This window comes from Stenotrophomonas sp. 21LCFQ19, from assembly GCF_056861425.1.
This window is the reverse complement of record NZ_JBSPUF010000003.1, coordinates 298,263-323,831: the sequence shown is the minus strand read 5'-3', so window position 1 is coordinate 323,831 and position 25,569 is coordinate 298,263. Positions and strand designations below refer to the sequence as shown.

General features: G+C 63.3%; 22 protein-coding genes. 15 read left to right on the top strand and 7 right to left on the bottom strand.

The window, feature by feature from the left end; translation table 11 throughout:
- The first annotated feature begins 46 nt into the window (after positions 1 to 46).
- The 8 genes from gyrB (at position 47) to AC13FW_RS05380 (ending at position 8,138) form a co-directional block, all read left to right on the top strand.
- Positions 47 to 2,506, top strand: coding sequence for a DNA topoisomerase (ATP-hydrolyzing) subunit B (gene gyrB, locus AC13FW_RS05415; protein WP_296247340.1), 2,460 nt, complete (start codon positions 47 to 49; stop codon positions 2,504 to 2,506).
- 70 nt (positions 2,507 to 2,576) lie between these two features.
- Entirely contained in the window at positions 2,577 to 3,410 is an 834-nt protein-coding gene (locus AC13FW_RS05410) for a CPBP family intramembrane glutamic endopeptidase (RefSeq protein WP_296247342.1), read from the top strand.
- 70 nt (positions 3,411 to 3,480) lie between these two features.
- Positions 3,481 to 4,287 (top strand): M48 family metallopeptidase, encoded by an 807-nt coding sequence (locus tag AC13FW_RS05405; RefSeq protein ID WP_282268375.1) that lies wholly within the window; start codon positions 3,481 to 3,483, stop codon positions 4,285 to 4,287.
- Positions 4,288 to 4,418: 131 nt separating this feature from the next.
- Positions 4,419 to 5,603, top strand: a complete 1,185-nt coding sequence (locus AC13FW_RS05400) for a heme biosynthesis protein HemY (protein ID WP_296247346.1) — start codon at positions 4,419 to 4,421, stop codon at positions 5,601 to 5,603.
- Between the two features lie 146 nt (positions 5,604 to 5,749).
- Positions 5,750 to 6,421, top strand: coding sequence for an energy transducer TonB (locus tag AC13FW_RS05395; RefSeq protein WP_481508234.1), 672 nt, complete (start codon positions 5,750 to 5,752; stop codon positions 6,419 to 6,421).
- Positions 6,422 to 6,507: 86 nt separating this feature from the next.
- The gene (exbB, locus tag AC13FW_RS05390; RefSeq protein WP_057629874.1) at positions 6,508 to 7,251 is read left to right on the top strand and encodes a TonB-system energizer ExbB; all 744 of its coding nucleotides are present in this window, start codon (positions 6,508 to 6,510) and stop codon (positions 7,249 to 7,251) included.
- 47 nt (positions 7,252 to 7,298) lie between these two features.
- Entirely contained in the window at positions 7,299 to 7,724 is a 426-nt protein-coding gene (locus tag AC13FW_RS05385) for an ExbD/TolR family protein (RefSeq protein WP_282268370.1), read from the top strand.
- 3 nt (positions 7,725 to 7,727) lie between these two features.
- Positions 7,728 to 8,138: an ExbD/TolR family protein gene (locus tag AC13FW_RS05380; RefSeq protein ID WP_282268368.1), complete on the top strand. Its 411-nt coding sequence runs from the start codon at positions 7,728 to 7,730 to the stop codon at positions 8,136 to 8,138.
- 1,256 nt (positions 8,139 to 9,394) lie between these two features.
- Here the strand turns inward: AC13FW_RS05380 and AC13FW_RS05375 are convergent.
- The 3 genes from AC13FW_RS05375 to cls form a co-directional block, all read right to left on the bottom strand.
- Positions 9,395 to 10,162, bottom strand: a complete 768-nt coding sequence (locus AC13FW_RS05375) for a pyridoxine 5'-phosphate synthase (protein WP_482988441.1) — start codon at positions 10,160 to 10,162, stop codon at positions 9,395 to 9,397.
- Positions 10,159 to 10,467, bottom strand: coding sequence for a hypothetical protein (locus tag AC13FW_RS05370; RefSeq protein ID WP_482988440.1), 309 nt, complete (start codon positions 10,465 to 10,467; stop codon positions 10,159 to 10,161). The genes AC13FW_RS05375 and AC13FW_RS05370 overlap by 4 nt, the downstream gene beginning before the upstream one ends.
- A gap of 177 nt (positions 10,468 to 10,644) precedes the next feature.
- The gene (gene cls, locus AC13FW_RS05365; RefSeq protein WP_482988439.1) at positions 10,645 to 12,105 is read right to left on the bottom strand and encodes a cardiolipin synthase; all 1,461 of its coding nucleotides are present in this window, start codon (positions 12,103 to 12,105) and stop codon (positions 10,645 to 10,647) included.
- A gap of 427 nt (positions 12,106 to 12,532) precedes the next feature.
- On the opposite strand from cls, the gene AC13FW_RS05360 reads away from it, so the two are divergent.
- The 5 genes from AC13FW_RS05360 to AC13FW_RS05340 all read left to right on the top strand — a co-directional run bounded on the left by AC13FW_RS05360 (position 12,533) and on the right by AC13FW_RS05340 (position 17,581).
- Positions 12,533 to 13,048, top strand: coding sequence for a MarR family winged helix-turn-helix transcriptional regulator (locus AC13FW_RS05360; protein WP_482988438.1), 516 nt, complete (start codon positions 12,533 to 12,535; stop codon positions 13,046 to 13,048).
- The gene (locus tag AC13FW_RS05355; protein WP_482988437.1) at positions 13,045 to 15,213 is read left to right on the top strand and encodes an FUSC family protein; all 2,169 of its coding nucleotides are present in this window, start codon (positions 13,045 to 13,047) and stop codon (positions 15,211 to 15,213) included. Before AC13FW_RS05360 ends, AC13FW_RS05355 begins: the two co-directional genes overlap by 4 nt.
- The gene (locus tag AC13FW_RS05350) at positions 15,203 to 15,412 is read left to right on the top strand and encodes a DUF1656 domain-containing protein (RefSeq protein ID WP_282268358.1); all 210 of its coding nucleotides are present in this window, start codon (positions 15,203 to 15,205) and stop codon (positions 15,410 to 15,412) included. Before AC13FW_RS05355 ends, AC13FW_RS05350 begins: the two co-directional genes overlap by 11 nt.
- Positions 15,413 to 15,426: 14 nt before the next feature.
- The gene (locus tag AC13FW_RS05345) at positions 15,427 to 16,425 is read left to right on the top strand and encodes an HlyD family secretion protein (RefSeq protein ID WP_482988436.1); all 999 of its coding nucleotides are present in this window, start codon (positions 15,427 to 15,429) and stop codon (positions 16,423 to 16,425) included.
- A 64-nt stretch (positions 16,426 to 16,489) separates the two neighbouring features.
- Positions 16,490 to 17,581 carry a PA0069 family radical SAM protein gene (locus tag AC13FW_RS05340; RefSeq protein ID WP_481565610.1) on the top strand — a complete coding sequence of 364 codons (1,092 nt, stop codon included), beginning with the start codon at positions 16,490 to 16,492 and terminating at the stop codon, positions 17,579 to 17,581.
- A 343-nt stretch (positions 17,582 to 17,924) separates the two neighbouring features.
- Here AC13FW_RS05340 and AC13FW_RS05335 read toward each other — a convergent pair whose 3' ends face one another.
- The 3 genes from AC13FW_RS05335 to AC13FW_RS05325 form a co-directional block, all read right to left on the bottom strand.
- Positions 17,925 to 18,347, bottom strand: a complete 423-nt coding sequence (locus AC13FW_RS05335) for a hypothetical protein (RefSeq protein ID WP_482988435.1) — start codon at positions 18,345 to 18,347, stop codon at positions 17,925 to 17,927.
- Positions 18,344 to 19,063 (bottom strand): 2OG-Fe(II) oxygenase, encoded by a 720-nt coding sequence (locus AC13FW_RS05330; RefSeq protein WP_482988434.1) that lies wholly within the window; start codon positions 19,061 to 19,063, stop codon positions 18,344 to 18,346. The genes AC13FW_RS05335 and AC13FW_RS05330 overlap by 4 nt, the downstream gene beginning before the upstream one ends.
- A gap of 138 nt (positions 19,064 to 19,201) precedes the next feature.
- Positions 19,202 to 20,215, bottom strand: coding sequence for a class 1 fructose-bisphosphatase (locus tag AC13FW_RS05325; RefSeq protein ID WP_282269224.1), 1,014 nt, complete (start codon positions 20,213 to 20,215; stop codon positions 19,202 to 19,204).
- 286 nt (positions 20,216 to 20,501) lie between these two features.
- Between AC13FW_RS05325 and AC13FW_RS05320 the strand changes: the two genes are divergently transcribed.
- Positions 20,502 to 21,737 (top strand): MgtC/SapB family protein, encoded by a 1,236-nt coding sequence (locus tag AC13FW_RS05320; protein WP_482988433.1) that lies wholly within the window; start codon positions 20,502 to 20,504, stop codon positions 21,735 to 21,737.
- 304 nt (positions 21,738 to 22,041) lie between these two features.
- Here the strand turns inward: AC13FW_RS05320 and AC13FW_RS05315 are convergent, their stop codons facing one another.
- Positions 22,042 to 23,244, bottom strand: coding sequence for an amino acid aminotransferase (locus tag AC13FW_RS05315; RefSeq protein WP_482987100.1), 1,203 nt, complete (start codon positions 23,242 to 23,244; stop codon positions 22,042 to 22,044).
- A gap of 175 nt (positions 23,245 to 23,419) precedes the next feature.
- Here AC13FW_RS05315 and AC13FW_RS05310 point away from each other — a divergent pair, with 175 nt between their 5' ends.
- Entirely contained in the window at positions 23,420 to 25,540 is a 2,121-nt protein-coding gene (locus AC13FW_RS05310) for a TonB-dependent receptor family protein (protein ID WP_482988432.1), read from the top strand.
- Positions 25,541 to 25,569 lie beyond the last annotated feature (29 nt).

The following is a 25,569-nucleotide window of genomic DNA, read 5'->3' as shown; positions in this document are numbered from 1 at the left end:
CGTTCCACGGAATGGCGCATGACCTGCGGAGCCTACGGCAAGCGCAATGAGCGAAGAACAGAACACCCCGGTCAACAACGGCAATTACGACGCCAACAGCATCACCGCATTGGAAGGCTTGGAGGCTGTTCGCAAGCGTCCCGGTATGTACATCGGCGACGTCCATGACGGCACTGGCCTGCACCACATGGTGTTCGAGGTTGTCGACAACTCCATCGACGAAGCCCTCGCGGGTCATGCCGACAATGTGCTGGTTACCATCCATGCCGATGGCTCGGTTTCTGTGGCCGATAACGGCCGCGGTATTCCAGTCGGCAAGCATGCGCAGATGAGCCAGAAGCTCGATCGCGAAGTCTCCGCTGCCGAAGTGGTGATGACGGTCCTGCATGCAGGCGGCAAGTTCGACGACAACAGCTACAAGGTTTCTGGCGGCCTGCACGGCGTCGGCGTCAGCGTGGTCAATGCGCTGTCGCAGAAACTGCTGCTGGATATCTACCAGGGTGGCTTCCACTACCAGCAGGAATACGCCGACGGCGCCGCGGTCACCCCGCTCAAGCAGCTGGAAACCAGCGATCGCCGCGGCACCATGCTGCGCTTCTGGCCGTCGGTGACGGCATTCCACGGTAATGTCGAATTCCACTACGAGATTCTGGCCCGTCGCCTGCGCGAACTGTCCTTCCTGAATTCCGGCGTCAACATCACCCTGGTGGATGAGCGCGGCGAAGGCCGTCGCGACGATTACCACTACGAAGGCGGTATCAAGAGCTTCGTGGAGCATCTGGCGCAGGTGAAAACCCCGCTGCATCCGAACGTGATCGCGGTAACCGGCGAAGCCAATGGCATCGTGGTCGAGGTTGCGCTGCAGTGGACCGACTCCTACCAAGAAACGATGTACTGCTTCACCAACAACATCCCGCAGAAGGACGGCGGTACCCACCTTGCCGGCTTCCGCGCCGCGTTGACCCGCACGCTCAACAACTACATCGAGCAGAGCGGCATCGCCAAACAAGCCAAGATCAGCTTCACCGGCGACGATATGCGTGAAGGCATGATCGCCGTGTTGTCGGTGAAGGTGCCGGACCCGAGCTTCTCCAGCCAGACCAAGGAAAAGCTGGTCAGCTCCGACGTCAAGCCGGCGGTGGAAAGCACCTTCGGCGCCAAGCTCGAAGAGTTCCTGCAGGAAAACCCGAACGAAGCCAAGGCCATTGCTGGCAAGATCGTCGATGCCGCGCGTGCCCGTGAAGCCGCGCGCAAGGCCCGCGACCTGACCCGCCGCAAGGGCGCACTAGATATCGCTGGCCTGCCGGGCAAGCTGGCCGACTGTCAGGAAAAGGATCCTGCGCTGTCCGAACTGTTCATCGTCGAGGGTGACTCGGCAGGTGGCTCGGCCAAGCAGGGCCGCAACCGCAAGAACCAGGCGGTGCTGCCCTTGCGCGGCAAGATCCTCAACGTGGAACGTGCCCGCTTCGACCGCATGCTGTCCTCCGACCAGGTCGGTACCCTGATCACCGCACTGGGCACCGGCATCGGTCGCGATGAGTACAACCCGGACAAGCTGCGTTACCACAAGATCATCATCATGACCGACGCCGACGTCGACGGTGCGCACATCCGTACGCTGCTGTTGACGTTCTTCTATCGGCAGATGCCGGAGCTGATCGAGCGTGGTTTTGTGTATATCGGCCTGCCGCCGCTGTACAAGATCAAGCAGGGCAAGACCGAGTTGTACCTGAAGGATGACCCGGCGCTGGATGCTTATCTGGCCAATAACGCAGTGGAAAACGCGGCGCTGATCCCGGCTGCTGGCGAACCGCCGATCGAGGGCGTGGCCCTGGAAAAGCTGTTGATGACCTACGCTGCTGCGCAGGAAACCATCAACCGCAACGCGCACCGCTATGACCGCAGCCTGCTGGAAACGCTGGTCGATTTCACTCCGATGGATCTTGAGCACCTGCGCAGCGCCGGCGAGAACGAAGGCCTGGCTGCATTGGCCAAGCGCCTGAACCAGGGCAGCCTGGGCACGCCGCGTTTCAGCCTGGTCCTGCAGGAACCGAATGAGCAGCGTCCGGCTGCGGTGCTGGTCACCCGTCGTCACATGGGCGAGGAACACACCCAGGTGCTGCCGCTGGCTGCTTTTGAATCTGGCGAACTGCGTCAGCTGCACGTGGCATCGCAGTTGCTGCATGGGCTGGTACGCGAAGGCGCCACCATCAACCGCGGTAACAAGTCTGCCGAGATCACCGGTTTCGCGCAGGCCCAGGCCTGGTTGATGGAAGAGGCCAAGAAGGGACGCCAGATCCAGCGCTTCAAGGGCCTGGGTGAAATGAACCCCGAGCAGCTGTGGGACACCACGGTGAACCCGGATACGCGCCGTCTATTGCAGGTCCGCATCGAAGACGCTGTTGAAGCTGATCAGATCTTCAGCACCTTGATGGGCGATGTGGTGGAACCGCGTCGTGATTTTATCGAGAGCAATGCGCTGAAGGTAACCAACCTGGATATCTGATCCAGCGCAACCGTCAGTGTGGGCGCCGGTAACGGCGCCCACTTTTCATCGAGCCACTGCAAGGTCCGCGATGTCCACTCTTCCCGACGTACCGCTCTCCTCGTCTTCCCCTGCCCTCTCCAAACCTGGTTCGCCGCTGCTCGGCTTTGCCCTGGATCTGTTGATCGGCATTGCCACGCTGTTGTTCCTGAGTGTGCTGGGCGGTCTGGTGTGGGCGTTGTGGCGTGGCGTCGAAGTTGGCATGCAGGCTGCGCGCGATGGTGCTGCGCCGGCAGCAGCAGAGCTGGCAACCGCTTTGGGCACGCCCGGTGCCTTGCCGCAGATGCTGATTGCACTGGTATCCACCGGTGGTGCGGCATTGCTGCTTTACTTCCTGCGCCGTCGCGCCACTCCGGCTGAGCGTGCGCAATCACATCAGGCCATGCGCCGTGCATCGACCTGGGGTTGGATCGCAGTTGTCGCTACCGGTGTTTTTCTCGGTAGCAGCGGGATTGGCTGGATCGCCAAACAGATGGGCGTGGAGCCGGTGCCAACCAACCTGTTGCTGATGCAGCAGGCGTGGGCGCAATACCCACTATTCCTGATCGTCTTCGCGGTGGTGTTGGCGCCGGCTTACGAAGAATTATTGTTCCGTCGCGTGTTGTTCGGACGCCTGTGGGCGGCGAACCGTCCCCTGCTGGGCATCGTGCTCAGCAGCTTGGCATTTGCCCTGGTGCACGAGATCCCCGGCACCAGCCCCAACAGCTTCCCGGCGATGCTGCAGCTGTGGTTGATATACGGCGGCATGGGCGCTGCGTTTGCATGGGTTTATCGCAGGACAGGAACGCTGTGGGCGGCGGTAATCGCCCATGCGCTGAACAATGCGGTTGCCTTGGCGGCGATGGTGCTGTTCGGCACGCAATAAAGCTGCCGGCGATTGACGAAAAATTAAGCAAGACACTCGCACACTGCAGATGTGAACGAGGGGATCCCGGATGAAAGCTGTCGGACTAGCCGTTGTTGCCGCGCTGTTGCTCAGCGCATGCGCCACCACCACCTCGCCTACCGGGCGACGTCAGGTCATAGGTGGCGTTTCCCAGCAGCAGCTGGATCAGCTCGGCGCGCAGGCCTTTGCTGAAACCAAGGCCAAGCAAACCCTCAACCGCGACGCCAAACAGAACGCCTACGTGCAATGCGTGGTCAATGCCCTGGTGGCGAAGTTGCCACAGCAATACCATGGCGTACGGTGGGAGACCGCCGTATTCGTCGACAAGGAACCCAACGCCTTCGCCCTGCCCGGCGGCAAGGTTGGCGTGAACACCGGCATTTTCACCGTGGCCAAGAACCAGGATCAGCTGGCTGCGGTGATCGGTCATGAAATCGGCCACGTTATCTCGCGCCACCACGAAGAGCGGTTGACCCGGCAACAGGGTACGCAGGTGGGCTTGGGGATTCTGGGCGCACTGGCTGGCGCAGCCTACGGCGATACCGCCGCAAGTGCGGTCAATCAATTCGGCGGAATGGGCGCGCAAGGTCTGATCCTGCTGCCTGGTTCTCGCACCCAGGAAAGTGAGGCTGACGTGGTGGGGCAACGGCTGATGGCACAGGCCGGGTTTGACCCCTCACAAGCTGTGAATCTATGGCAGAACATGATGGCAGCCAGCGGAAATCGCTCTCCGCAATGGCTTTCCACCCATCCGGACCCGGCCAATCGAATCCGTGAGTTGCAACGTGATACACCTGCGCTTGAGCCTGTATTTCAGCAGGCTAGGCGCTCTGGTGTAGTCCCACGCTGTGGTTAGTTGTAGGAAAATGCTGCAGTACACCATCAGAAGTGATTTCTCCGTCAAATAATTTCTGATACGTTTGCGTGCTCGGTCCCGTTCCGAGAGTTTGAATTTCTACCGCCCCGGCGGCCCCTTCGAGGTGAAACATGATCTTCCGCAGCCAAAAGCACGCCGTGCTCTCCATCCTCATCGCCACTGCATTGGGCGGTGTTGTCGTCGCTGACGCTGCGGCGCAGTCGCGCTCCTCCGAGCGTCGGGGCAACAAGGACAGTGCCAAGGCTGAAGTGTTGTACCCGGAAGCTACCCGCGTGGACCCCAAGGGCAAGGCCTCCTCGAAGATGGGCAGCAAGCTCAACAAGCTGTTCGCCGCCTACAACAAGCAGGAATTCGCGGAAACCCGCACCCTGGCCGATGAGATCATCGCTTCGCCGGATGCCAACGATTACGACAAGGCCGTTGCCAACCAGCTGGCCTCGCAGGGCGCTTACAACCTCGACGACAATGCCGCTGCCAAGCAATATCTGCAGCAGGCAATCGCGCTGAACCAGCTGGACAACAACGGCCACTACCAGGCGATGTTGATGCTGGCCCAGTTGCAGCTGCAGGATGATCAGCTCCCGGAAGGCCTGGCCAACCTGGACAAGTACTTCGCCGAATCGAAGTCGAACAAGCCGGAAGAACTGATCATCAAGGGTCAGGCGCTGTACCAGAGCGAAAAGTATGCCGAGGCTATTCCGGTGCTGAAGGCGGCCATCGCTGCCGCGCCCGAGCCGAAGGACAACTGGAACCAGCTGCTGATGGCGGCCTACTCCGAAGCCGGCCAGACCGGTGAGGCAGTGAAGGAAGCCGAGGCACTGGCCGCCAAGAACCCGGCCGACAAGAAGGCCCAGCTCAACCTGGCCAGCATGTACATGCAGGCAGACCAGATGGACAAGGCTGCCGCAGTGATGGACAAGCTGCGTGCGGCCGGGCAGCTCACCGAAGAGCGCGAATACAAGCAGTTGTATTCGATCTACGCCAACACCGACAACAAGGAACGGGACGTCATTGCGGTGATCAACGAGGGTATCTCCAAGGGCATCCTCAAGCCGGATTACCAGACTTACCTGGCGCTGGCACAGTCGTACTACTACACCGAGCAGGTGCCGCAGGCGATCGAAGCCTGGAAGAGCGCGGCCCCGCTGTCCAAGGATGGTGAAACCTACCTGAATCTGGCCAAGGTTCTGCACTCGGAAGGGCGCATTCCGGAAGCCAAGCAGGCAGCGCGTGACGCATTGGCCAAGGGTGTCAAAAACCCGGCAGATGCAAACAAAATCATCAACCTGAAGTAAGCAGGAATAACGCCTGAACGGCTGCAATTTAGATGCGCAGCTGGTCAGGATTGGTATAAGCTTGGAGGTTCCTGCGGTGTCATGCACCGCTGAATCAGGGGCGGCTTCACACCACCGCCCCGACCCCACTAAAGAGTTCTTGGCGCATGACGGAACAACTGGTCTTCCACCACAGGTATGACACCCAGAAAGAGACGGGCCTCAGCTGGCCCCGCATCGCGGGTATCGCATTTGTAATCGCACTGCATCTCGCAGCCCTGATGATGCTCCTGATCCCGGCCGTTGCCCCCAAGGCAGCTGCGGAGAAGGAACGCAACGTCATGGTGACGTTGGTCGACGCTCCGCCGCCGCCACCGCCGCCGCCGCCGCCGCCGCCGCCGCAGGACACCCCGCCGCCGCCGGTAAAGAACCTGGCGCCGCCGAAGCAATCGCCGCTGCCGCCGCCGCCGGAAGCACCGGTGATCGACGTGCCGGAACCGCGTCCGAACGACGTGGTCACGCCGCCGTCGCCGCCGACGCCACCGTCACCGCCGGTTGATATCCAGGCCAGCGTCGACATCTCGTCCAAGGCCATGAACCCGCCGCGTTACCCGCCGGCTGCATTCCGTGCCGGTATCCAGGGCGAGGTCATCCTGATCATTGATGTCGATGCCAGCGGCAACGTCACCAATGTGTCTGTCGAGAAGTCCAGCCGCAACCGCGACCTCGACCGAGCTGCAATGGAAGCGGCGCGCAAGTGGAAGTTCAACCCCGCCCAGAGCGGTGGATCGAAGGCAGCTGGTCGCGTCCGCGTCCCGGTCAACTTTGCGCTGAGCTGATCCAGGGGGCGGCTTTGATAGCCGCCACCAGGTCAGGTCAACATTAGCTACACCCTTTAACACCACACACAACAAAGGTAAGCGTCATGCTGCAGGAAATTTTCATCGCCGCTGCTGCCGGGGGCAACGCAAACAACGCTCTCTCGCAGATGGGCTTCGAGCATCTGATCCACGAAATGACCACCAAGCCGGGCGACTTCGCCGTCTCCTGGGTTGTTCTGTTGACCCTGGTGATCATGTCGGCCATGTCCTGGTACTGGACCGTCATCAACATCTTCCGCACCGCTCGCCTGAAGTCGGCTGCTGATCGCGTGCCGTCGCAGTTCTGGGATGCCCCGAACGCACAGGACGCCATCCGCGCCATGGAAGAGCAGCCGGCTTCGGAGCCGTTCTCCAAGATCGCTCTGGACGCAGCCCAGGCTGCTGCCCACCACCAGCAGGCTGGTGCTTCGGAAACCCTGAGCCGTTCGGAATTCGTTGACCGCGCCCTGCGTCAGGCCGTGACCCGCGAATCCAACAAGCTGCAGGGCGGCATGATCCTGCTGGCCACCGTCGGTGCAACCGCTCCGTTCGTGGGTCTGCTGGGTACCGTGTGGGGCATCTACGGCGCGCTGATCAAGATCGGTGCAACCGGTTCGGCCTCGATCGACGCCGTTGCCGGCCCGGTGGGTGAAGCACTGATCATGACCGCCATCGGTCTGTTCGTGGCTATCCCGGCCGTGTTCGCCTTCAACTTCTTCAGCAAGATCAACAGCGCGACTGTCAGCAAGTTCGACACCTTCGCTCACGATCTGCACGACTTCTTCGCCACCGGTTCGCGCGTTCGCTAATCCGGCAGCTTTAGTAAGTCTTCGCAACGATATAGACGGAGCCCGTTATGGCTTTCAGTAGTGGTAACAGCAGCGGCCCAATGGCCGACATCAACGTCACTCCCCTCGTGGACGTGATGCTGGTGCTGCTGATCATCTTCATCATCACGGCTCCCCTGATGTCCCACAAGGTCAAGGTGGAGTTGCCGGAAGCCAACCTGATCCAGAACCCGGAAGATGCGCCTGATCGCAAGAATCCGATTACGGTGGCGGTCAAGGAAGACGGCAAGCTCTACTGGAACGACGAAGAGGTCTCGAAGGAGACCTTGGAGTCGCGTTTCGCGACTGCTGCCCAGCAGACGCCGCAGCCGCCGCTGAATCTGCGTGGTGACAAGACCACCAAGATGAAGGTGATCAACGAGGTCACCAAGATCGCGCAGGGCCAGGGCATGCTGGACGTCGGTTTCGTTGCCACCAAAGAAAAGGGGCAATAAGCCATGGCATTCAGTAGTGGTGGAAACAGGGGCCCAATGGCCGACATCAACGTCACGCCCCTCGTGGACGTGATGCTGGTTCTGCTGATCATCTTCATTGTGACCGCGCCGATCATGACGTACCCGATCGCCGTGGATCTGCCGCAGCGGGTCATCAACCCGCCGCCGCAGCTGCGTGAGCCGCCGCCGCCGATCGACCTCCGCGTCGACGCCAGCAACCAGGTTTACTGGAACAACAGTCCGGTGAACGTGGGCGACCTGCAGCAGAAGATGGAAGAAGAAGTACAGAAGGATCCGACCAACCAGCCGGAACTTCGCATCGAAGCAAGCCCGGATTCGGAGTACGACGTCATGGCCAAGATCCTGGCCCAGGCGAAGAACGCTCAGATGAAGAAAATTGGCTTCGTGCAGTAAGCAATACTGCAACACCAAGTCATGACGCGACTGGAAAACGCCCTCCTTGCGGGGGCGTTTTTTTTGTCGTTTTTCCGCGCGCGCATCGCGGCGAATGATCAGATCGAGCCTCCTTCCGTTCTTCCGTTTACGGGCTGAGAGGGCTGCGTGCGAAGCACCGATTTGCTGCCCCGCCCGTTCTTGCGCCAGATTGGACAAGCGGCGGGACGCAGAGCGCGGATCGTCATCGGTCTATTGGCTGATCGATGGTTTTCCGAAGTCAGAAGGACAGGGTCACGAGGGGGCCCAGCGGCGCTCTGCGAAACGCCGCTTGTGTCCGAAGAAATCGCGCTTGCAGTCCTGGGTCTCCGCCGTGGAGGAGGCACGCGTTCCCGTGCGCTCGTCATCGCAGCGGATTATCCACAGCAGCCTGTGGATAGCGCCTTGCTGCAGTCCAGAACTTGAAGGAAGTCCCCCTCGCCTGTGGATTACTTCGAAGTGATCCACGTGGAGACGGATTGCCCTTGATTGCAAGGTGATCGCGAAAGACTGCCTGGCACTGTGGATAACTCGGATTGGAAGGGCCTCTTTCCGCACGAAGCCCTGCCCTGACTTTTTCACAAAGCATGTGGATAACCATTACCACTGACCGCTTGGGCAGGACGACTGGCGTGTTTGCATCATCCTTTGCATGCGACTGTCACGCCGTGTCTCATTCCCAGTGATCGCCGCGTGGGCATCGAGCTGTTGTCAGGTAGGGTTTGGAGACCGCCGCCGCCGTGATTTTCCGGCAAATAGCGGATAAATATCGCTAATTCCAGCTAAAAGAGCTGTTTCGGTCGTGGTCGAGCAGAGTCAGATCGGCGAAGAAAATCGCCAATCAGCACCGGCGACTGGCCTATCCGCAATCAAGACTCGACCATTCCGGCTGAGAGGGGCAACTACGACGCAGCGCGCGAGGGACTTTTCATCGGCCAAAAGCCTGTGGATAAGCTATCAGGCGGCCGCGTCCGGGAGTCAGCACACACCAGGTTCCGGGTTGCTTGCAAGCGGCGTTTTCTGCCTATCCACAATGCTGAGCGGTTCAGTCATATCCCTACGAAACGTTGTGGAAACGTATGTGGATAAGTGTGTGGATGCAATTTCACCCAACTCACGTAAGAGGAGGTCCGGTGCATTGCAGGCGCGCTGCCAGATGGGCCGGTACCGCTTGTCAGTTCTGAAGCAGCGCGGCGACGGATGCCAGCCGCCGCGCTTTGGAGTGGCCCCAGCCACGCTTAGCCGTGCAGGTCTTCGGCTTCGGCAATGGCTGCGAGATAGCCCGCCACGCTTGCTTCCAGCCCGGTATACAAGGCTTCACTGATCAGGGCGTGGCCGATGGACACTTCCAGCACGTTCGGAACGTGGGCCAGAAACGCGGTCAGATTCGTCTGCGACAGGTCATGGCCGGCATTGACACCCAAGCCTGCGGCCTGGGCGCGGCGGGCGGCATCGGCGAACAGCGCCAAGGATTCCCAAGGGTCTCCTGCTGCATGCGCTTCGGCGTAGGGACCTGTGTATAACTCGACGCGATCGGCCCCGAGCACGGCGGCCTGGGCAATGTCAGGGTTGCCGGCATCCACGAACAGGCTGACCCGGCAGCCATAGGACTTCAGGGTGGCAATCAGCGGGCGCAGGCGCTCACCATCACGGCCGAAGTCGAAACCGTGATCGGAGGTCAGCTGGCCATCGCTATCGGGTACCAACGTCGCCTGCGCCGGGCGGGTCTGTTCGCACAGCTCAAGCAGGCCGGGGTAGCCCTCGCGTGCCGGTGCGAACGGATTGCCTTCGATATTGAACTCCACCCCGTGCTGCTGGGTGAGCGCGGACAGCAGCAGCACGTCTGCAGCGCGGATGTGGCGCTGGTCGGGACGCGGGTGCACGGTGATGCCATGGGCGCCCGCGCGCAGGCAGGTCATTGCTGCCCGCACCACATCCGGATCATTGCCACCGCGCGAATTGCGCAGCACCGCGATCTTGTTGACGTTGACGCTGAGCACGGTCATGGCTGCGGCAGCTCGCGGTCGCCAGCTGCGGGACTTGCGGGTGCCTGCACAGGCGGGGTGACTGCTGCGTCAGCGCCGGGATCGGCTTTGGGCTGAAGCTGGGCGCGCAGCGCCTGCAGTTCAGCAGCATGCAGGGCGCGCGGTGCCGAGCTCACACCGCTGAAGCGGGAGACGTACAGACCCTTTGCCCACAACACCAGGAACACCAATGCAGCCAGCAGGGCCAACACCAGCAGCCCGCTATGGGTGGTGGAAAAGGCAAGCAGGAACGCGCCAAGCGCGAGCAATAGAAACAGCCAGTACATGACGATCTCCCTGTCAGAGGCGTGCAGTGTAACGGCGCTGGCAGCACTGATTCCATGCATGGACAGGGGTTTGGCCGCTGTACCGGACAGCCGGTAGGTTCAGCGAAACAAGCGGACTTCGTTCAGGGCATTTCGGCCGGAATCAAGCAAGTGCAGCGCCTTGCCGGCGGCCCTGGCCTATAGCAATGGCGATGCCAGGCGCGCGAAGGCTTCTGGCAGGCGCTTGCGCCACAATGAGCGGTCGCGGAGCAACTGCACTTCCTCGGCACTGTCGAATTCGGCCCGCAGGATGGCTTCCAGTTCGCCGGTGAGTTTAAGGTCGGTGTACATCATCGACAGCTCGAAATTGAGCCGGAAGCTGCGGTGGTCGAAGTTGGCGGTGCCGACGATGCAGGTGTCGTCATCGGCGATGAAGGCCTTGCTGTGCAGCATGCGCGGGCCGTACTCGAAGATGCGCACGCCGGCTTCCAGCAATTCATCGAAATAGGAGCGCGCAGCCAGGGTGACGAACCTGGAATCGCTTTGTTTCGGAACCATCAGGCGCACGTCCAGGCCACCGAGTGCAGCCGAGGTCAGCGCCATGCGCGCCGCTTCGCCGGGGACGAAGTACGGCGTCACCAACCAGACACGGCGCTTGGCCTCCTGGATGGCCGCCACATGCAGGCGATGGATGGGCTCCCAGGCCGAATCCGGGCCGGACACCAGCACCTGCGCATCGATGCTGCCCTGCGCGCGGGTAGGCACATCGGCCGGGAACAGGTCGCCGCGCTCGAACAGCTCCGGACCCTGTTCGGTGGCGTAGATCCAGTCTTCGAGGAACACCAGCTGCAGGCTGTGGACAACCTGGCCGCGGATGCGCATGTGCAGGTCGCGATACGCATTCGGGTTACGGCTGTCGTCTTCCTCGTCGGTGACGTTGATGCCGCCGGTGAAGGCGACCTCGCCGTCCACCACCACCAGCTTGCGGTGGGTGCGCATGTTCAGCCAAGGTCGCTTCAGTGGCTTGAGCAGCTGGCGTGGATGGAACCAGGAAACCTCGGCGCCGGCATCGAGCAGCGGCCGCAGGAACTTCCGGCCGACTTTTGACGAACCCACCGCATCCAGCAGCAAGCGCACCTTGATGCCGGCGCGGGCGCGCTCAACCAGCGCGTCACGCATGGCGGTGCCGGCATGGTCCGGTTCGAAGATGTAGTACTCCAGGTTGACGTGGCGGCGTGCCTTGCCAATGGCGTCGATGATGGCGGTATAGGTCGCCGCACCATCCAGCAGCCAGTCGACATCGGTTGCGGTGCTCGGCGACAGCCCGGTGGTGGCCTGCCCCACCCGCGCCAGCTCGGTGCAGTTGGCATCGGGTGGACACACTGCATCATAGGTGCTCATTCCCTCGCGCGAACGACCGCGGCGCAGGCGCTGGCGCACGATCTTCTGCGGCCCGAACAGGTAGAACACGAACAGGCCGATATACGGCAGCGCCGCCAGCGACAGGATCCAGCTCAGCGTCGCGACCGGCTCGCGCTTCTGCAGCACGATGTAGCAAGCCAGCACCAGCAGATAGGTGACATAGGCGGCGGCCAGGATCTGGGCGACGTGGGGAATGCTGGACAGACTTGTCCACAGGTCTTGGAGGGCTTCGCGCATCCTCCGATTCTAGCCATGGCTGATGACGCCAGGGGCCGCTGCGCACCTGCCGGGCGGCGGCACCCCTCGCCTCATTGTTGTGGGAGCGGCGTCAGCCGCGAAGCCACCGCTGGATCCGGCGCCGAAAGCGCAAAGCGGCCATGGAATCGGGTATGCGCTCTGCGCGGTGGGATGGTCAGCTTCGCGGCTGACGCCGCTCCGACAAAAACTGCGATGTGGTCGCCGATGAAGTAACCCGCGCTGTTGTGGGAGCGGCGTGAGCCGCGAAGCCACTGCTGGATCCGGCGTCAAAAGCGTTTGGCTGCCATGGGATTGGGTGTGTGTGTCGTGTGGATGCAAGGTCAGTTTCGCGGCTGACGCCGCTCCCACAAAGGCGAGCTTCAATTTGTGCATTGCATCATTTAATACATAAATGTAATATACCGGGATGGATAAACCCATTCCCGCCGCCGGGGGCTACGCCAGCATCGACCAGAAGCTGGCGATCAGCAGTGCCCGCCACCCCGGTTTCCCGCGCGACCAGGCCATGCTGGCGCGGTTGATCAAGCTGGTGCACAAGCTGTTCTGCGACCACGGCAACCAGCTGATGCGCGAGTACGGCATCTCCCATCCGGAATACAACGTGCTGATGATGCTGGACGGCTCCGAGCAGGGCCTGAGCCCGTCGGAGATCAGCGAGGCCGCCAGCGAGAAGTCCTCCAACGTCACCCGCCTGATCGACCAGCTGCTGGCCAAGGGTCTGGTCAGCCGTGAGCCCAGCGACGAGGACCGGCGCAAGCTGGTGGTGCGCTTGAGCCCGGCCGGTGAGCAGCTGATCGAGCAGGTGATGCCGGCGGTGGTCCAGCAGCTGCAGCGCTTCTTCAGCGGCGTCGAGCCGGCCGAACTGCGCCACACCGAAACCGTGCTGACCCGCATCCTGATGGGCCTGGAACAACAACCATGAGCACCCGACCGGCTGAGTACGCGCCGGGCGCGCCCAGCTCCCACGGCAACACCTGGCTGCACGCCTTCGCCCAGGCCATGAGCGGCGAACGCGCGGTGTGGGCCTATATCGGCAAGGTGCTGGTGGCCTTGTACCTGTCTGGCTGGATCGCGATGCGGCTGGGCATGAGTTCGCCTGGCACGGCGATGATCACCGTGCTGGTGGTGATGAACCGCAATACCGGCATGGTGCTGGCCAAGGCCTTCTACCGCGGCGTTGGTACCGTGGTGGGCTGTGCGATGGCGGTGCTGATGGTGTCGCTGTTCCCGCAAAGCCCGGTTGCCCTGGTGACGGTGATGGCGGTGTGGGCCGGCTTCTGTGCCGGTGGCTCGGTGTGGAGCCGCGGCATGGCGTCCTATGGCTTCGTGCTGTCCGGCTACACCGTGGCGATGATCGTGTTCCCGGTGCTCAACCACCCGCAGAACATCCTCAACAGCGCGCTGGAGCGCACCGGCGAGGTGCTGCTCGGCATGGCGGTAAGCAGTGTGGTGTTCGACGTGCTGTGGCCCAACCGCCTGCGTGCCGGCTTGCGCGCGGCCGATGACGGCAACCTCAACGACTTCCTTGGCTTCGTCGCCGATGCGATCGGCGGCCGCCTGCACGGCTTTGAAGTGATCGAGCGCACCCAGAGCCGGGTGGTGCAAGGCGCGATCAACTTCGAAGACCTGCGTGCCATGGCCTGGTTCGACGACCCGATCCTGCGCAGCAACAACGGCCAGCTGAAGCTGATCAACCAGCACTTCATGGCGGCCACCTCGCGCTTCCAGGCACTGCACCACCATATTGATCGCCTGCGCCGCAGCAAGGACGAAGCCCTGCTCGAGGCGATACGGGCAAGCCTGAAGCCGCTGTCGCAGCTGCTGGACGACAGCGCGCTGCGCGATGACGTGCCGGCCCTGGCCAAGGCCTTGCAGCATTGGTGTGGACAACTCGACGGCGTGTTTGCCCGCGAAAGGCGCGCATTGCCGATGGACCTGCAAGCCGGTTTCGACGCCAGCACCTTGCTGGTGCGTCGTTTCGCCGAAGAGCTGCAGGCCTATCTGGGCGCCAAGGCACGGATGGAAACCGGCAACGGCCGCCTGCGCGCACGCGCGCCGCGCTTGAGCAAAGTGCGCTTCACCCGCGCCAACGACTGGTATGCGATTGCCCTGGCCGGCGTGCGCTGCTTCGTGGTGATGCTGGCCTTGTCGCTGCTGTGGTTGAGCAGCAGCTGGAACCAGGGCGGCCTGGCGGTGTTCGGCATGGCGGCGCTGGTGGCGATGTCTTCGGCTGCACCAGACCCGTTGTGGGTAGTGCGGCGCGCCACCATCGGCCACGTGATCGCTCCCTTCTTCGCACTACCTGGCTTCATCGCCATGGCGCTGGCATCGAACTTCCCGATGCTGGTGCTGCTGACCCTGCCATCGATGATCGCCTCGCTGTACATCTCCACCCGGCCGCGTTTCGCGGTGACCGGCATGGCCTTGAACGTCGGCATCCTGGTCTCGTGGAACATGGGCCCGCATTTCCACCCCAGCGCACAGACCTATCTGGACAACTCGCTGACGCTGGCAGTTGGCGCCTTCATCGCCACCGGTGTGTTCATGCTGGTGCCGGGCCTGCCCGGCAGCAAACAACGCCAGCGACGCCTGCTGGAACGCCTGCGTACGCAGGTGCAGTTGGCGGTAAGCGCGCCCTTGCCCGGCCTGCTGCCGAAGTTCGAAAGCGTCAGCCGCGAATTGTTCCAGCAGGTGGCCAGCCGCACCGCACCGGGCAGCCGGCCGTCACGGCAATTGTTCGAATGGGCCTTGCTGGTGCATGAAGCCGGCCATTGTGCGATCGACCTTCGCCACGATCTGGCCGAGCAACAACTGCCAGCCACGCTACACGCACAGATTGAGAAGGCGCTGGCGCTGCTCGGCCAGCTTTACCGCCAACCACAAGCGCGCACCCTGCGCGATGCCAAGGCCAGCGTGGATGCCGCACTGGATGAACTGGTGGGCCCACAACCGCAGGCGCTGCGCGCCGTGCGTGATCACCTGTATCTGCTGCGGATGAGCCTGGACGACAGCGCCTCGGTGCTGGCTGCCTATGTGCAGCGCTCGCGCCGCCAGCAACGCCTGAAGGAGGCCCGCCATGCCGTTTGAAGTATCCATCGGCGACATCTATTTCCCCGGCGCGCTGGTGCTGGTGGTGCTGTTGTTGCCGGTGTTCGGCCTGCTGGATTACGGCCTGGGCCGGGTTGGCCTGTACCGCCGCGCGCTGCACCCCTCGCTGGTGCGCGTTGCCCTGTTTGCCAGTGTTTACTGCCTGGCCTTGTTGTTGTTCCTGCCACACTTTTCCTGATCGAGGATGTACCGATGAAAACCGCCAGCCTGATACGAGGCGGTGTCACCACGATGGTGGTACTGCTTGCCGCAGTGCTTGCCTACGTGGTCTGGCACCAATACATGCTTAGCCCGTGGACGCGCGATGCGCGCCTGCGCGCCGAGGTGGTGCGCATAGCGCCGGATGTGTCTGGCCTGGTCACCGAAGTCGCCGTGCACGACAACCAGCTGGTCAAGCAAGGCGAGCTGCTGTTTGTCATCGACCGTGACCGTTATGCGCTGGCGGTGGCCAAGGCCGAAGCCGATCTGCAGGCTGCCGAAGCTGCTGCGCGCGCGGCCGGCGCATCGATCTCAGCCGCGAGCGCCGGTGCCAGTGCCAGCCAGGCCGAGTTCCGTATGCGGCAGGAACAGGCACAGCGCCGCGCCCAGCTCGACGGCATCGTCTCGCGTGAATCGCAGGCTGATGCACGCGCCGTGGCGCAGGCTGCTCAGGCCAGCTGGAAGCAGGCACAGGCCAGTGCGCATGCCGCAAGCGCCAGCAGCCAACAGGCCAGTGCCGCCCTGCAACAGGCGCGGGTGACGCTGCAGCAGGCGCAGCTTGAACTGGCCCGCACCGAAGTGCGCGCAAGCGCCGACGGCACCATCACCAACCTCGATGTGCGCGTAGGCGACTACGCCGCTGCCGGCCAGGCACGGATGGCGCTGGTCGCCAGCGAAGGCATGTGGGTGTATGGCTACTTCGAGGAAACCAAGCTGCCGAAAATCCACCGCGGTGATGCCGTGGATATCCGCCTGATGGCGGGTGGCGTGCACCTGCAGGGCAAGGTCGAAGGCATCGCCACCGGCATCGCCGATGCCGCCGGACCGACCAGCAGCAACCTGCTGGCCGAGGTCGAGCCCACCTTCAACTGGGTGCGGCTGGCGCAACGCGTGCCGGTTCGGGTCAGCATCGATCCGCAGTCGGTACCGGCCGATGCCGTGCTCAGCGCCGGCATGAGCGCCACCCTGGTGATCAAGCCCAAGGCTGGCTGAAGCAGGCGTCAGGTGAATACGGCTTGTCGCACATCCTGCGACAAGCCGGCGTTAGGGTAGGCGCATGCCTACCCCGATCAAGGGCCGCGGTGCCAGCACCTACCTGCCCGGCCGTTTCGAAACCCAGACCAGCGAAGCCGTCGATGACGGCTGGGCAGTCGATGAAAGCGAGGAATTCGCTGCCGCGAGGCTGCGTACCGACGTGCGCCCGGAAACCGCGCGCAGCATCATCAGCCGTAACAACTCGCCGGACGTGGGTTTCAGCCAATCGGTCAATCCGTATCGCGGTTGTGAGCACGGCTGTTCCTACTGTTTCGCGCGGCCGACGCACGCCTATCTGAACCTGTCGCCGGGGCTGGATTTCGAAACCAAGATTTTCGCCAAGACCAACGCTGCCGAGGTGTTGCGGCGCGAGCTGTCCAAGCCAGGCTATGTACCGCAGCCGATTGCCTTGGGTATCAACACAGATGCGTATCAGCCAATCGAGCGCAAGCTCGGCATCACCCGCCAGCTGATCGAGGTGATGCAGGAAACCCGGCATCCGTTCTCGCTGATCACCAAGAACGCCCTGGTCGAGCGCGACATGGATCTGCTCGCGCCTTTGGCCGAGCAGCAACTGGTCAGTGTGCATTTCTCGGTGACCTCACTGGACCCGCATCTGTCAGCCAAGCTCGAGCCGCGTGCGTCGGCACCGCATGCACGGCTACGTGCGATGCGGAGGTTGAGTGATGCCGGTATTCCGGTCGGCGTGATGGTTGCGCCGGTCATTCCGTGGATCAACGACGCCGAACTGGAATCGGTGCTGGAAGCCTCACGCGATGCCGGCGCCAGCAGCGCCGGTTACGTGTTGCTGCGCCTGCCCTACGAAGTTGCGCCGCTGTTCCGCGATTGGCTGGATGCGCACTATCCACAGCGCGCGGAGCACGTGATGAGCACCATCAACCAGTTGCGCGGCGGCAAGGATTACGACAGCCAGTTCGGCAAGCGCATGCGCGGCGATGGCGTGTATGCGGACCTTTTGGCAAACCGCTTCAAGCTGGCCAGCAAGCGCCTGGGCTTCAACGCATCGCGCCAGCAATGGCCGTGGCTGGACTGCAGTAAGTTCATTGCACCGCTGCCGCCGAAAAAGCCGTCGCTGCAGGGCGAATTGTTCTAAGCCCCACCTGTAGTGCCGAGCCATGCTCGGCAGAGCGTCGCATCGGTTGTGGGAGCGGCGTAAGCCGCGAAGCCAGCTGCAATGAAACCGCCTGCATCTCCATCTAGACCGGATCACCAGCTTCGCGGCTGACGCCGCTCCTACAGGGGTTGGCCAGCCGGTAAAGCTCCAGCCGAGCGTGATGCAGCTTGTAGGAGCGGCGTGAGCCGCGAAGCCGATAGCAATGAAGTTGCCAGTATCTCCAGCTTGGATTGATCACCAGCTTCGCGGCTGACGCCGCTCCCACATTGGTCACTCCTAACGTCCCAGCGGAGCATGGCTCCGGTCTACCAAAACGCACTGCTCAGGACGCAGGTCGTACCTGCACAACGCAGAGACTGCCTGGCCATTTATCCAAATGACCTCCTGTTTTTTTTGTGTAGACACCTGTTAGAAGTACATGAGTTTCCGGGTCGGCTTGGAGAGGTGAAAGGCCATCAATCCAAATGCCTTTGGTGTAATCACGCGCGTAAATATCAACGCCTGCATCCGAATACAGCGCGGAATATTCGAAGCCATGTGAGTAATACCCCGAAACAGAGACCGCACGCCCTTCGTACTCATGGCCGTTTGTGAGGAGCTCGCCGAGGGAAACGGGTTGAGGAACACCGATGTGACGCTCGCAAAAGCTGTTGACCGTAGGTAAGGCTTGTTTCATCGCTGGCGGCGGTGGACAAGCGCAGGCCGACAGCAACAGAGAAGTCAGAGCGAGCGGGAGGAATCTCATGTCCCACCGGTTCCTGTCGGCTCGCCATATAAACGCTGCGCTGACTGGAACAAGATCCAACTCGTGGCGATGAACTTGTCCCCACCCTGCGGGCGATTGCCGCGATGGGTATGGGTGAATGCGGTAGGCGCAATCAACAGGCTGCCGGTGCGCGGCACAACCTTGCGTTGCTGGAACAGGAATTCGGTTTCGCCTTCTGCGAATCCATCGTTGAGGTACAGCGTCCACAACAGATGTCGGTGCAGGGTTTCGCCGCCGGGGTCGCGTGGGAACAGCTCACAGTGCCAATAGGGGTAGCCGCCCTCGCCCGCCGTATACCACTGCAGGTTGATCGCACCCGGACGCAAACAGGTGCGCGCGAGTTCGGATAGCGCGGCATCGTCCATGGCAGGGAAATCATCTGCGCTCAGGCGGCGCGTCTGTCCCTCCACATCAGGTACCTGCAGCATCAACGGTGAAATCAGAACCTGTGGATAACGCCGCAGGTAATGCAGCATGCCGTTGAACACCGCCTGCTGCAGGCGCTGTTCGACATCGCGCCAGCCTTCGTTACCGCTGATGCGCAGATCGTGGCTGCGCTTGAGTTCGGGGAACACGCCGCTGCCAACCTGGCCCGGTTTGAGCTGGGTGCTGTGGCGCAGACGTTCGACGATGACCGCGCAGTCGTCGGCGGACAGGGCGTTGTCGTAGACCTCAATGAAATCAACAGCAGTCATCGGCAGCCTCGCAGTGCGTGTCTGCCGATGGTGGCCTGAAGTGCCCCGCATGTGTAGTGCCGAGCCGTGCTCGGCAGCGGGGCTTTGCCGGTAATGCTCCTGCCGAGCATGGCTCGGCACTACAGGAGAGGCAGAAGCTCAGCCCTGCAGGTCGTGCTCGCGGTGGTAGCGGGTGGCTTCGGCCACTTCGTTCTTCGAGCCGAGGAACACCGGTACGCGCTGGTGCAGCTGGGTCGGGGCGATGTCGAGGATGCGCTCGCGGCCGTTGGTAGCGGCACCGCCGGCCTGCTCCACCAGCAGCGACATCGGGTTGGCCTCGTACATCAGGCGCAGCTTGCCGGCCTTGGACGGGTCCTTCTTGTCCCATGGGTAGATGAAGATGCCACCGCGGGTCAGGATGCGATGCACGTCGGCCACCATCGAGGCGATCCAGCGCATGTTGAAGTCCTTGCCGCGCACGCCGTCCTTGCCGGCGAGCAGGTCGGCCACATAGCCCTGCATCGGCGCTTCCCAGTGGCGCTGGTTGGACATGTTGATGGCGAACTCCTTGGTATCCGCCGGTACCTGCATGCCGCGCTGGGTCAGCACGAACTCGCCGGTTTCGCGGTCCAGGGTGAAGGCGTGGGTGCCATGGCCGACGGTCAGGACCAGCATGGTGCTGGGCCCGTAGATGCAGTAACCAGCCGCGACCTGCTGGGTGCCCGGCTGCAGGAAGTGCTCGTCGCCCGGCTTATCCACACCCTTGGGGGAGCGCAGCACCGAGAAGATGGTGCCGACCGAGACGTTCACATCGATGTTGGAGCTGCCATCCAGCGGATCGAACAGCAGCAGGAAGTCGCCCAGCGGGTATTCCGACGGCACTGGCTGGCTGTGGTCCATTTCCTCGGAGGCGCAGGCGGCCAGGTGGCCACCCCAGGCATTGGCTTCGAGCAGGATCTCGTTGGAGATCACGTCCAGCTTCTTCTGCGCCTCACCCTGCACGTTGCCGGTGCCGGCATCGCCCAGCACGCCGCCCAGGGCGCCCTTGCTGACGGCGATCGAGATGCTGGTGCAGGCGCGGGCGACCACGGCCACCAGCTGGCGCAGGTCGGCGTTGATGCGCTTGGCATGCTGTTCTTCGATCAGGAAACGGGTCAGCGACGTACGGGACATGGACGGCAACTACCTTCAGACGAAAGGGGCGCTATTGTCGCGGCTGGCTCCACTTTTAGCGAGTCGCAGCCAGATTTTGTCTTCCTGTGGACAAATCTGGATAGCGACAGCCGGCCAGAGCGGCGTGTACTGGTTCCGGCGATGAAAAGGCCGCCATGGCGGGCGCCTCGGGGTTATCCACAAACGTTTGGGGATAACTCCAGATTGGAATGAGATGTGGATAAGTCCGTGGGTATTGGTTTTATCCACAGGCCTCGTACCATTCAGGGCCTTGCTGGAGAACACGATGGATTGGAACCAGGCCACACATGGTTTGCTGACCGCCCTGGGCATCGGCCTGCTGATCGGCGCGGTGCGCGAGCGTCAGCACGGCGGGCGCAAGAGCCTGCAGGCCGGGGTTCGCACGCATGCGCTGTCGGCCTTGTTGGGTGCGGCAGCGTTGATGTTGGGCCAGGCGGTATTCGTGGTCGCACTGCTGGCGGTGGCGGCGCTGGCCTGGACCAGTTATCGCGTCACCTCGCGTGAAGATCCGGGCCTGACCGGCGAGATCGCCCTGTTGATAACTGTGTTGCTGGGTGGGCTGGGCATGCAGCAGCAGGCGCTGGCTGCCGCGCTGGGTGTGGTGGTGGCGATCCTGCTGTGGGCGAAGGCGCCATTGGCGCGGCTGAGCCGGGAAGTCATCAGCGACCAGGAGGTGCGTGACGCGCTGTTGCTGGCCGCCTGTGCGCTGGTGGTGCTGCCGATGCTGCCGGATAGCGCAGTCGATCCCTGGGGCGTGCTGGTGCCGTCCAAGCTGTGGCAGATCGTGGTGCTGGTGATGGGCGTGGGCATGCTCGGCCATATCGCGCTGCGGGCGGTGGGCGCGCGTTGGGGGCTGCCGGTAGCCGGGTTCTTTTCCGGCTTTGCTTCCTCGACTGCGGCAGTGGCCGGGTTTGGCCGCAGCAGCCGCGCCGCGCCGGCCCTGGTGATGCCGTCGGTGGCGGCTGCGTTGTTGGCGAATCTCGCTTCGTTGCTGTTGTTTGCCGCCGTTATCGGTACGAGTTCGGCGACGTTGTTGAAGGCCACGGCTTGGCCATTGGCGGCAGCGTGCCTGGTTCTGTTGTTGTGCTCGGTGCTGGGGCTGCGCCATGTGGCCGATGAAGCGGTGCCGCAGGGGCCGGCCAGCAAGGCCTTCCAGCTGAAACATGCCCTGCTGATCGCACTGGTGATTGCGGTGGTGCTGTTGTTGTCCGAAGGGTTGCGGCAGTTGTTCGGACAGGCCGGTGCCCTGGCTGGGGCGACGATTGCCGCATTGGGTGAACTGCACGCGGCGGCAGCGAGTATTGCCGGGCTTACGGCTTCTGGTGGCCTGGAGTTGGCACAGGCGCGCTGGGGTGTGGTGGCGCTGTTGGCCTCGGCGTCATTGGCCAAGTCGGTGCTCGCGTTCGCCAGTGGTGGCGGGCGCTATGGCGCTGGCGTGGCGATTGGGCTGGGGGCGATGGTGGTGACTGCGGTGGTGGTGACCTGGGTGGTGCCGGGGTAGCTGCTGGATATCCACACGGGCTTGTGGATAAGACTGGGGGTAATGGCAACGGCAAGAGCTGGAGCAACGGCACCCCTCCCCAACCCTCCCCTGCGCTTCGCGCAAGGGAGGGGGCTAAGCTGCAGTTTGCGAAATGGCGAGGGCAGCAGTCATTGCCCCCTCCCTTTGCCGCAGGCAAGGGGAGGGTTGGGGAGGGGGGCTTTAAAGCTCCAAAGCCTTTATTCCACAACCTTATCCACAACCCCAAGCCACAAAAAAGCCCGGGTGTCCCCGGGCTTTTCATTACATCAGCAGCAACGATGCATCAGCCGCGGCTGACTTCGTAGACTGCCTTTGCCACGTAGTCCAGGTTGTTCTGGCTCAGCGCGGCAACGCAGATGCGGCCGGTGCCGACGGCGTAGATGCCGTAGTCGTCACGCAGCTTGTCTACCTGCGCCTTGCTCAGGCCCGAGTAGGAGAACATGCCGGCCTGCTGCTGGATGAAGCCGAATTCCGGCGCGCCCAGGGCGGCCAGCTTCTGCACCATGCCGGCACGCAGGGCGTGGATGCGCTCGCGCATTTCGGTCAGCTCGGCTTCCCACACGCCACGCAGTTCGCCACTGTTCAACACGCCGGCGACAAGCGCGGCGCCGTGGGTGGACGGGCTGGAGTAGATGGTGCGGATGATGCGCTTGACCTGCGACTGCACGGCCTTGGTCGAGGTCGCGTCCGGACCCACCACCGACAACGCACCGACGCGCTCGCCGTACAGCGAGAACGACTTGGAGTACGAGTTGGCGACGATGAAGCTGTCGATGCCGGCATCGGCGACGATGCGCACGGCCTGGCCGTCCTGGGTGATGCCCTTGTCGAAGCCCTGGTAGGCCATGTCGATGAAGGGGAACAGCTGGCGGTCCTTCATCAACGCGGCAACCTGCTTCCACTGCTCGGTGCTCAGGTCGGCACCGGTCGGGTTGTGGCAGCAGGCGTGCAGCAGCACCACGGTGCCCGGCTGCAGCTTCTGCAGGTCGGCCAGCATGCCGGCGAAGTCCAGACCGTGCGCGGCGTTGTCGTAATAGGTGTAATCGACCACGTCGAAACCAGCGGCACCGAACACAGCGCGGTGGTTTTCCCAGCTTGGGTTGCTGATGGCGATGGTGGCGTGCGGCAGCAGGCGCTTCAGCAGGTCGGCACCGACGCGCAGTGCTCCGCTGCCGCCAACGGTCTGCGAGGTCGCGACGCGGCCAGCGGCCAGCAGGTCCGACGCTTCGCCGAACACCAGCTTCTGGGTGGCCTGGGTGTAGGCCGGCAGGCCGTCGATGGGCAGGTAACCGCGCGGTTTGGCCTCGGCGGCCAGCGTCTGCTCGATCTGCTTGACGGCGCGCAGCAGCGGAATGCGGCCGCTCTCGTCGTAGTAGATGCCCACGCCAAGATTGACCTTGGTGGTGCGGCTGTCAGCGTTGTAAGCCTCGGTCAGACCCAGAATCGGGTCACCAGGTACCTGTTCCACGTTTGCAAAGAAGGACACGGCGATACTCGTATCAGTGGCGGGGAGTGGGGGTGCTCGGCGCGGGATGCAGCAAAAACGCGCTCAGAACCGCATCATCGTAACAGGGCTGGAGCCCCGTGGCCGTAGGGTTTCAGCTGGAACTTCAGCGCGCGGGGCAATGACGCTGCCTGCGTGGATCGGAGATGATGGCCGGATGCGTACTTGTAATCGGTTTTTCGTGTTCTCGGGGCTGTTGGCAGCATGGCCGGCCATGGCCGATGGGCTGCCCGCCACCACCCTGGATCGGGTGCAGGTCCAGGCCGCCAAGGTCCACGCGGTGGACGATTTCGACCTGCCCGCCGCCAGCACCACGTTGGCGTTGGACGCCGACGGCAATGGCCGTGGCGCGCAGGTCTCCGAAGTGCTGGGCGCGGTGCCCGGGCTGCTGGCACGTGATCGGCAGAACTACGCACAGGACACCCAGCTTTCGCTGCGTGGCTTTGGCGCGCGCTCCACCTTCGGCGTGCGCGGTGTGCGGCTGCTGGTCGACGGGGTGCCGGCGACCATGCCCGATGGCCAGGGCCAGCTCTCCCACTTCAACGTGTTCGGCGCCGACCGGGTGGAGGTGCTGCGCGGGCCGTTCTCAGTGCTGTATGGCAATTCCTCCGGCGGCGTGCTGCAGCTGTGGAGCGCGGATGGGCAGGACGGCGATCCGTGGCGGCTGCGCAGCAGCCTTGGCAGCAACAACACCTCCAGCACCGGCGTGCAGCTCAAGGGCCTGGCTGGGGCTATGCACTACAACGTGGCGGCGAGCCATTTCCGTACCGATGGCTGGCGCGCACACAGCGCTGCCCGGCGTGAATCGGTGAATGCGCGGCTGGGTTTTGATCTGGCGGCAGGCCAGCGGCTGGAGCTGCTGTTCAACGGCTTCGATGCACCGCACGCGCAGGACCCGCTGGGGCTGAGCCGGGAGCAGGTGCGCGAGAACCCACGTCAGGCCACCGCCGTGGCCACCCAGTACAACACCCGCAAGTCCGTGCGGCAGACACAGTTGGGGGCTGTCTACAGCGTCGAGCGTGATCAACAGACCTGGCGGCTGATGGGCTATGCGGGGCAGCGCGCGGTGGAGCAGTTTCTGGCGATCCCGCCGGGGCCGCAGAACAGTCCCCTGCATTCGGGCGGGGTGATCGACCTGGACAGCGATTACGGCGGCGTGGACGCGCGCTGGGCCTGGCACGGGCAGCTCGCCGGCAAGCCGCTGGAGCTGGTGATTGGTGCAAACGCAGACCGACAGCAGCAGCACCGGACCGGCTACGAGAACTTCATTGGTAGCACCTTGGGCATAAAGGGCCGGCTGCGCCGTGACCAGAACGACCGTGTGCAGAACATCGACCAGTTCGCGCAGGCCTGGTGGCAGTTCAGCCCGCGCTGGTCGGCATTGCTGGGCGCGCGCCATAGCGAGCTGCAGTTCCGTTCGCGCGACCGTTACATCACCGCCAGCAACCCCGACGACAGCGGCCGCCGCGAATACTCGGCGACCACGCCAGTGGCGGGCCTGGTGTTCCGCGCCAGCGACGAGCTGCGTCTGTACGCCTCGGCTGGCCGCGGTTTTGAAACGCCGACCTTCAACGAGCTGGGTTATCGCGCCGATGGCGGCGCAGGTCTGGCGCTGGATCTGGCCGCCGGCAGCACCCGCAACTACGAGATCGGCAGCAAATGGCGCGCGCAGAGCGGTGCGCGGCTGGAGCTGGCGCTGTTCCGTGCCGATAGCGAGGATGAGTTGGCGGTAGCCACCAACAGCGGTGGCCGCAGCAGTTACCGCAACATCGGCGCGACCCGGCGGCAAGGTGTTGAGCTGAGCTGGCAGCAGCCGATTGCCGGCGACCAGCAACTGCAGCTGGCCTATACCTGGTTGCAGGCCAGCGTGCGCGAGGCCTACAGGACGTGTACCGGCCTGCCCTCGCCCTGCACCCAACCCAGCAATCTGGTGGCGACGAGTACCCGGTTGCCGGGCGTGCCGCGCCAGCAGCTGTTCGCGCGCTGGCAATGGCAGCCGGGGCCATGGCAGTGGGCGGCTGAAGTGGTGGCTGCCAGCGACATCGGCGTGAACGATCTGGGCAGCGCCAACGCAGCCGGCTATGGCGTGTTGAACCTGGAGATGGCGCGGCAATGGCGCACATCACGCGGGCCACTGCGCGCCTTCGCCCGTGTGGATAACCTGCTGGACCAGCGTTATATCGGCTCGGTGATCGTCAACGACGGCAACCAGCGCTATTACGAACCGGGCCCGGACCGTGCCTTTACCGTGGGCCTGCAATGGCAATGGGCGCGGTGAGCGGCTTCACCGCAAGCTGAGCGCGCGCC